4 protein-coding genes are annotated in these 7,594 nt (G+C 73.1%); 2 read left to right on the top strand and 2 right to left on the bottom strand.

Translation table 11 applies throughout. The features are described 5' to 3' along the window. The first annotated feature begins 585 nt into the window (after nt 1–585). Together IH45_RS0119280 and IH45_RS0119275 are read left to right on the top strand one after the other, a co-directional pair. The gene (locus IH45_RS0119280; RefSeq protein WP_030669454.1) at nt 586–3,810 is read left to right on the top strand and encodes a sacsin N-terminal ATP-binding-like domain-containing protein; all 3,225 of its coding nucleotides are present in this window, start codon (nt 586–588) and stop codon (nt 3,808–3,810) included. A 292-nt stretch (nt 3,811–4,102) separates the two neighbouring features. After that, nucleotides 4,103–4,411: a hypothetical protein gene (locus IH45_RS0119275; RefSeq protein WP_030669451.1), complete on the top strand. Its 309-nt coding sequence runs from the start codon at nt 4,103–4,105 to the stop codon at nt 4,409–4,411. Nucleotides 4,412–4,415: 4 nt separating this feature from the next. Here IH45_RS0119275 and IH45_RS0119270 read toward each other — a convergent pair whose 3' ends face one another. Then, nucleotides 4,416–6,809: an HAD-IC family P-type ATPase gene (locus tag IH45_RS0119270; protein WP_030669448.1), complete on the bottom strand. Its 2,394-nt coding sequence runs from the start codon at nt 6,807–6,809 to the stop codon at nt 4,416–4,418. Between the two features lie 230 nt (nt 6,810–7,039). Further along, a complete protein-coding gene (locus IH45_RS0119265; RefSeq protein WP_030669446.1) occupies nt 7,040–7,309 on the bottom strand; it encodes a DUF2530 domain-containing protein in 270 nt (89 codons plus the stop codon). Between the last annotated feature and the right edge of the window lie 285 nt (nt 7,310–7,594).

Raw genomic sequence — 7,594 nt, 5'->3', positions numbered from 1 at the left:
CGGCTGCCTGCGGGGATGGCCCCCTACACGCCCCCTCCGGCCGGTTGGGCGAGTGCGGGCCGGTGGGGGAGGTTAAAAGAAGCCTGGTGCGCGCCCACCCTGTGGTCAGGCTCGCGCACGTATAGGCGCAGAGCCGGGGGCGCCTCCGCGTCATGCGTAAGCCGCCGCCTGTGTCGCTTGTGGGACCGCAGCCACGGCGGCGGGATAGCCGCAAACGGAGCGGCTCGGGGACATACAGGGGTCTCCCCGCAGGCGACCGAGGCCCCGGTTACGAATAGACACAAGGTCGCGTCCCCGGCAACGAGGAGTGACCCCTGTGTGGCCCCGAGCCCCCACCCACCGGACAGACCGCGCCAGACGCGCACCCCCACCCAGGCCAGCGCCCCCCATGTCACACCCGCGTGACCCTTCACGCATGCGTGACCCTTCACGCATGCGCGACCCCTCACGCATGCGTGAACCCTCACCCGGTACAGAATGAAGCCGGCACCGACAACGGGAGACAACGTGAGCGAAGCGGCAGGGGCGGCAGCGGCGGCACGGGCAGAGGCGGATCCGTTTGGGACGGCCCGGCTGCGCCGGGGTGTGCTCGACGCCTGGGCGGCCTCGCCGGCCCGGTTCCGGGAGGATGCGAACGCCGAGGAGGACCTGGCCCTCGGCGGCTACCGCGACCGGCTCGCCGTCGAGCTGGCGCAGAACGCCTCGGACGCCGCCGCCCGCGCCGGCGTCCCCGGACGCCTGCGACTGACCCTGCATCCGGCCGAAGGTCCAGGCCCGGAGCCGGCCGTACTCGTCGCGTCCAACACCGGCGCCCCCATCGACGCCACCGGCGTCGAATCCCTGGCCACCCTGCGCGCCTCCGCCAAACGCGAAACGGAGACCGGGGCAACCGCGGCCGTAGGCCGCTTCGGCGTCGGGTTTTCGGCGGTGCTTGCCGTCAGCGATGAGCCCGCGCTCGTCGGCCGTACCGGCGGTGTCCGCTGGTCGTTGACCGAGGCCCGCGAGCTGGCGAGCCAGTTCGCCGTGCACAGCCCCGGCCTCGGCGGTGAGCTGCGCCGCCGCGACGGCCACGTACCGCTGCTGCGCCTGCCCTTCCCCGCCGAGGGCAGTGCCCCGCAGGGTTACGACACCTCCGTCGTGCTGCCGCTGCGCGACGGCGCCGCGCACGAGCTGACGGCCCGCCTGCTGGCCGGTCTGGACGCCGCGTTGCTGCTGACGCTGCCGGGCCTGGCCGAGGTCGTGATCGAGACCCCGGACGGCGTACGGGAGATGAGGCGGCGCCAGGAGGGCGCGTACGTCGTCATCGAGGACAGCGAGCGCGGTACCTCCCGCTGGCGGGTCAGGAGCGAGAACGGCGCGCTGGACCCGGAGCTGCTGGCCGACCGCCCGGTGGAGGAGCGCCTGCGCCCGCACTGGGCGGTGACCTGGGCGGTCCCGGTGGACGAGGAGGGTGCCCCGGTGCGCCCGGCGACCGCGCCGGTCGTGCACGCGCCGACGCCCACCGACGAGCGGCACGGCCTGCCGGCGCTGCTGATCGCCTCGTTCCCGCTGGAGCCGACCCGGCGCCGCGTCGCGCCCGGCGCGCTCGCCGACCACCTCGTACGGCGCGCCGCCGAGGCGTACGCGGCGCTGCTGGCCGCCTGGCAGCCCGTCTCGGCGGGCACGATCGACCTCGTGCCGGGGCCGCTGGGCCAGGGCGAGCTGGACAACGAGCTGCGGCGGCAGGTGCTGGAGCTGCTGCCGCGCGTACGGTTCCTGCCGAGCGCGGCCGCGCCCGCGACGCGCGCGGAGCTGCCCCTGGAGGCGCTGCCCGCCACGAGCGGCCCCGACGAGCTGGCCCCCGGCGAGGGCGGCGGCTGGGGCGGTGCCCGCGGCGAGGAGGACGCGTACGTGCTGCGGCCGGTGGACGCGGAGCTGGTCGAGGGGGCCGGTGCCGACACGGTCCGCGTGCTGGCGGAGCTGTTCCCGAGCCTGCTGCCCGCCGGGCTGGAGCGGCGGCCCGAGCTGCGCGCCCTGGGGGTCGCGCGGGTGCCGCTGGGCGAGGTCATCGACCGGCTGGCGGGCGTGGACCGGTCGCCCGCCTGGTGGTGGCGGCTGTACGACTCGCTGGCCGGTACGGACCCGGAGCGGCTGAGCGGGCTTCCGGTGCCGCTGGCCGGTTCCGGGACCGAGGACGGCGGGGTGTCGCGTACCACGATCGGCCCGCGCCAGGTGCTGCTGCCGCTTTCCGGCGGCGGTGCGGGGGAGGACGCGGAGCGCCACCGCACCCTGGCCCGCCTGGGGCTGAAGGTTGCCCATCCCGACGCCGTGCACCCCTTGCTGGAGAAGCTGGGGGCCACCCCGGCGAACCCGCGCGCCGTCCTGACGACTCCGCAGGTCCGGGCGGCCGTGGCGGGCTCCCTGGACGCGGCCGAGGACGACTACGCCTTCGGTTTCGACGGGGAGCCGGCCGGGCTCGGCGGCGAGGAGCTGGCGGAGACCGTGCTCGGTCTCGTACGTGATGCGCACCTCGCACCCGGCGACGAGCCCTGGCTGGCCGCGCTCGCCCTGCCCGACGAGGACGGCGAACCGGCCCCGGCGGGCGAACTGGTGCTGCCCGGGAGCGATTTCGAGCAGGTGATACGGGACGGTGAACTCGCCTCGGTGGAGGCGGAGTTCGCGGAGCGCTGGGGCGAGCAGCCGCTGACCGCCGTCGGCGTGCTGGCCGGCTTCGCCCTCGTACGGGCCCTCGATGTGGTGCTGGACCCGGACGAACTGGAGCCCCGCGACGGGGACTTCGTCGAGCCGGATGATGTCGGTGTGCTGGACGCCGTGGACGTGTGGTGCGAGGACGTCCTCGACGGGCTGCCGGAGACGCCGGTGCCGCCGGTCGCGACGGAGATCGTGGCCGTACGGGACCTGGACCTGGTCGACGACGACGCGTGGCCGCAGGCGCTGGCCATGCTGTCGCGGCCGCCGCTGCGGGACGCGCTGACCGCGCCCGTACGGGTGCTGCTGCCGGACGGCACGACCGAGCTGGTCCGCCCGTACACGGCGTGGTGGCTGCGCGGGCACCCCGTACTGGACGGCCGACGTCCGGCGGGACTGCGAGCGGCGGGCGGCGACCCGCTGCTGGCGGGGCTGTACGAGTCGGCGGACGCGGGCGAGGTGGACGCCCAGGTGCTGCGCGCGCTCGGCGTACGCACCTCCGTAGCCGCGCTGCTGGAGGAGCCGGGCGGCGCGGCGGAACTGCTCTCCCGCCTCGCGGACCCCGCGCGTGAGGTGGACTCCGCCCAACTGCACGCGCTGTACGGGGTACTGGCGGACCTGGACCCCGAGCAGGTCACGCTCCCCGACGACCTGCGGGCCGTGGTCGACGGCGAAGTACGCGTCGTGGACGCGGCCGACGCGGTGGTCGCGGACGCGCCCGACCTGATGCCGCTGGCCACCGGCGTCCCGCTGCTGCCGGTCCGCCCGGCGCGCGCCGCGGAACTGGCCGAGCTGTTCCAGGTCCGGTGGCTGAGCGAGGTCTTCCCGGCGCCCGTACGGTCGGAGGGCAGTCGGCACGAGGTCCCCGGGCCGGTCCGCACCCTCCTCGGCCCGGATACTCCGCATTCGTACGTCGAGCATGAAGAACTGACTGTCGAGGACGGCACCGAACTCGACTGGCGCCGGACCCCTGACGGCACCGTCCACGCCGCCACCCTGGAGGGCGTGGCCGCCGGTCTCGCCTGGGCCGCCGGCCAGTGGCCCCGCCGGTTCGAAACCGCCGCTCTCCTGGAGGACTTGGAACGCGCCGAGGAACTGGCGGAGGCCCGCTGGTTCGACTAGCGGTTGCCGGCGCGGCCGGGTGGGGGATCAGGTGGCCGGGCGCCTGGTTCACCGCCGGACGCGCCGGTGCGTTCGCCCCTGCGCGGCACACCCGCTTCCGAACCCGGCGGGATAAGGTGACGCGCATGGGAATCGCACGCTCTTCAGGGCCGACGGGCTTCAGGTAGCCCGCCAGGAGATACCTGGCGGTTGCTGCGATCGGAGTCCCGTGGCACGCACCGCCCATCACCTTCGCCCTGCGCACAGCAGTCGGCTCGCGTCCGGCTGGTCACCGGGTGATCCCTGGAGTTCCGTGGTTCTCCACGACCTCCGGTACAGCGCCCGCAGCCTCACCGAGGCGGCGCGGGAGTCCAGGAGGCCCCGGCCCCGCATGGTCCGCCGTACGGTGGCCGTCCATTCGTGGCCTCGTCACCAGCGGGACCGCTCCGTCGCCCGCTGGTCCGCGGCGGAGGAACGCCGGGCGCGGCAGCGGCTGCGCACCCAGGCGGGCAGCCTCCTGAGGCTGGTGAACTCCGCCACCGGCGAGCTCGCGCTCGACGCCGCGGACACCGTGGACGTGCCACCGGCGCGCCATCGTCGCGGCTCGCTCTGGCTCGCGTAACCGGCTATGCCGGGAACTTCCGCCCCATCACCCGCCAAGCCACCTCCAGCAGCACCGCCGCCGCCACCGCGATCCCCACCGCCGCCCACGGCATCGTCGTGCCCACCAGCTTCAGGTCGAAGAAGTTCTGGAGCCAGGGGGTGACGAGGACGATCAGGAAGCCGAGGCCCATGGCCAGGACGAGGCCGACGCGCCACCACGTGTAGGGGCGGGCGATGATCGCCAGGACCCACATGGCGCTGAGGAACAGGGTCAGGGTGGCGGCGCTCGTCTCGGCCGGCAGCGCGTCGGGACCGTCGTAATGGCTGCGGGCCAGGAGGTACGTGGCGAACGCGGCGAGGCCGATGATCAGGCCGGAGGGGATCGCGTACCGCATCACCCGCCGGACGAAATGCGGCTTCGCGCGCTCCTTGTTGGGGGCGAGGGCCAGGAAGAAGGCGGGGACGCCGATGGTGAGGGTGGACAACAGGGTGAGGTGCCGCGGGAGGTAGGGGTACGGAATCTGGCAGCAGGCGACCAGGATCGCGAGCAGCACCGAGTAGACGGTCTTGGTGAGGAAGAGGGTCGCGACGCGGGTGATGTTGCCGATGACGCGGCGGCCCTCGGCGACCACCGAAGGCAGCGTCGCGAAACTGTTGTTGAGCAGCACGATCTGCGCGACGGCCTTGGTGGCCTCGCTGCCCGCGCCCATCGAGACGCCGATGTCGGCGTCTTTCAGGGCGAGTACGTCGTTGACGCCGTCGCCGGTCATCGCGACGATGCGCCCGCGCTTCTGGAGCGCGCCGACCATGTCCCGCTTCTGCTGCGGCGTGACGCGGCCGAACACCGCGCCGTCCTCCAGGACCTTGCCCATCTCGTCCCGGTCGTCGGGGAGTTTGCGCGCGTCCACGGGGGAGTCCGCGCCGGGCATGCCGAGCTTCCCGGCCACCGCGCCGACCGACACCGCGTTGTCGCCGGAGATGACCTTCGCCTGGACGCCCTGTTCCTCGAAGTACCGCAGGGTGTCCATCGCGTCGGGCCGCAGCCGCTGTTCGAGGACGACGAGGGCGGTGGGGCGTACGTGGTCGGTGATGGAGGAGTCGTGCAGATCGCGTTCGGCGCGGGCCAGCAGGAGGACGCGCAGACCCTGCGCGTTCAGGTCGTCGATCTCGGAGAGCGCGTCGTCCCCGGAGGGCAGGAGGACGTCGGGGGCGCCGAGCAGCCAGGTGGTGTGTTCGCCGTCCGGGTCCTCCAGGGCCGCGCCGCTGTACTTGCGGGCGGAGGAGAACGGCAGCGCGTCGGTGCTGCGCCAGTCGTCCCCCGCCGGGTACGCGTCGATGATCGCCTGGAGGGACGCGTTGGGGCGCGGGTCGGACGCGCCGAGCGCGCCGAGGACCTGCTTGATCCGGCCCTCCTCCGCCCCGTCCAGCGGCCGCAGCTCGCTGACGTCCATGCCGCCCTCGGTGAGCGTGCCGGTCTTGTCCAGGCAGACCACGTCGACGCGGGCCAGGCCCTCGATCGCGGGCAGCTCCTGGACCAGGCACTGCTTGCGGCCGAGCCGGATGACGCCGATCGCGAAGGCGACGGAGGTGAGGAGGACCAGGCCCTCGGGGATCATCGGGACGATCCCGGCGATCATGCGGCGTACGGCCTCGTCGCCCGCCATGTTCAGGGTGAACAGGTGGCTGAGGATGAGGCCGACGCCGGTCGGCACCATCATCCACGTCACGTACTTGAGGATCTGGCTGATGCCGGTGCGCAGCTCGGAGTGGACGAGGGTGAAGCGGGACGCCTCCTCCGCCAGCTGCGCCGCGTACGCCTCGCGCCCGACCTTGGTGGCGGTGAACGCGCCGCCGCCGGCGACGACGAAGCTGCCGGACATCACCTTCTCGCCGGGCTTCTTGACCACCGGGTCGGCCTCGCCGGTCAGCAGCGACTCGTCGATCTCCAGGCCGTCGCTCTCCAGGACCTCGCCGTCGACGATGACCTTGTCGCCCGGGCCCAGTTCGAGGACGTCGCCGAGGACCACCTCGGAGGTGGGGATCTCGGCGGACTTCCCGTCGCGCCGTACGGTCGGCTTGGACTCGCCTATGACGGCGAGGCTGTCCAGGGTCTTCTTGGCGCGCAGTTCCTGGATGATGCCGATGCCGGTGTTGGCGACGATGACGAAGCCGAACAGGCCGTCCTGGATCGGCCCGACGATCAGGATGATCACGAACAGCACGCCGATGATGGCGTTGAAGCGGGTGAAGACGTTCGAGCGGACGATGTCGGCGGTGGAGCGCGAGGACCGTACGGGGACGTCGTTGACCTCGCCTCTGGAGACCCGCTCGGCGACCTGGGCGGCGGTCAGGCCGCGGTGGGCCGGTTCGGCGGCCTGCTCGCGGCCTCCGGCTTCGGTCTGCGCCCGCTGAGTCATGCCTTCGACGTTACGGGCGGAACGGACGATTCACCCGCTGGATGCGCACAGGAAGGTGGTGGGAGTTGTTGGAGGGGCGCGCGTCAACCGTCGGGGGTCGGGATGCGTCCACTATGGGGTGGAACTGTCCAGGGGGCGGACACGGGGGCGCGTACGGGCCCTCGCGGGGCAGCCAGTCGTACGGACGGCCGGACGGGCAGTCCGGACGGGCGGCCGTCCAGTCGCCCGTCTCAGGCCGCGTCCGCCGACGCCCGCGCCGCCGCCGCGCGCTTGATCGCGGCGTCGCGCTTGCGGACGTACCAGATGCCGAGGAGGCCGAGGCTGCCGCCGGCCAGGCAGGTCCACACCCACCAGGTGCGGTCGTGGTCGGCGAACCAGCCGTAGAAGGGGAGCTGGGCCAGGAAGAGCACGAACCAGATGATGGTGCCGCCGGTGATCGTGCCGACGACGGGGCCCTCAAGAGGCTCCGGGGCCTCGCGCAGTTCGGACTTCTTCCACATGGGGCCAGCTTACGGGCAGCCGCTGACAGCGCCGATCCCGGCAGGCCGGGCCGCGCGGCGCGGGCAACGGCCGGGCCGCGGATCGCCCCGAAGCGCTCACGGCCGGTTCCCCCCAAGGGTCTACGCGCGGAGATAGCGATCATCGACTTGTTTATTCATACTGAACCTATCCGGTTCTGACTGGTTTGATTCGTTGAATCATCCAATCCGATCCGGTCTGTTTGTGTTCTGGGCCCGATCCGGGGCCCCCACGCCTCTTCAGGCCCGTACGACTGAGGTCCGCGC

Source organism: Streptomyces rimosus subsp. rimosus (assembly GCF_000720725.1).
Classification (GTDB): Bacteria; Actinomycetota; Actinomycetes; order Streptomycetales; family Streptomycetaceae; genus Streptomyces; species Streptomyces rimosus_A.
This window is presented reverse-complemented; position numbering and strand designations above follow the sequence as displayed.

What these genes read in the sequence shown, in the direction of transcription:
- IH45_RS0119270 (WP_030669448.1), bottom strand. Translation starts at nt 6,809, where the DNA reads ATGACTCAGCGGGCGCAGACCGAAGCCGGAGGCCGCGAGCAGGCCGCC.
- IH45_RS0119265 (WP_030669446.1), bottom strand. Translation starts at nt 7,309, where the DNA reads ATGTGGAAGAAGTCCGAACTGCGCGAGGCCCCGGAGCCTCTTGAGGGC.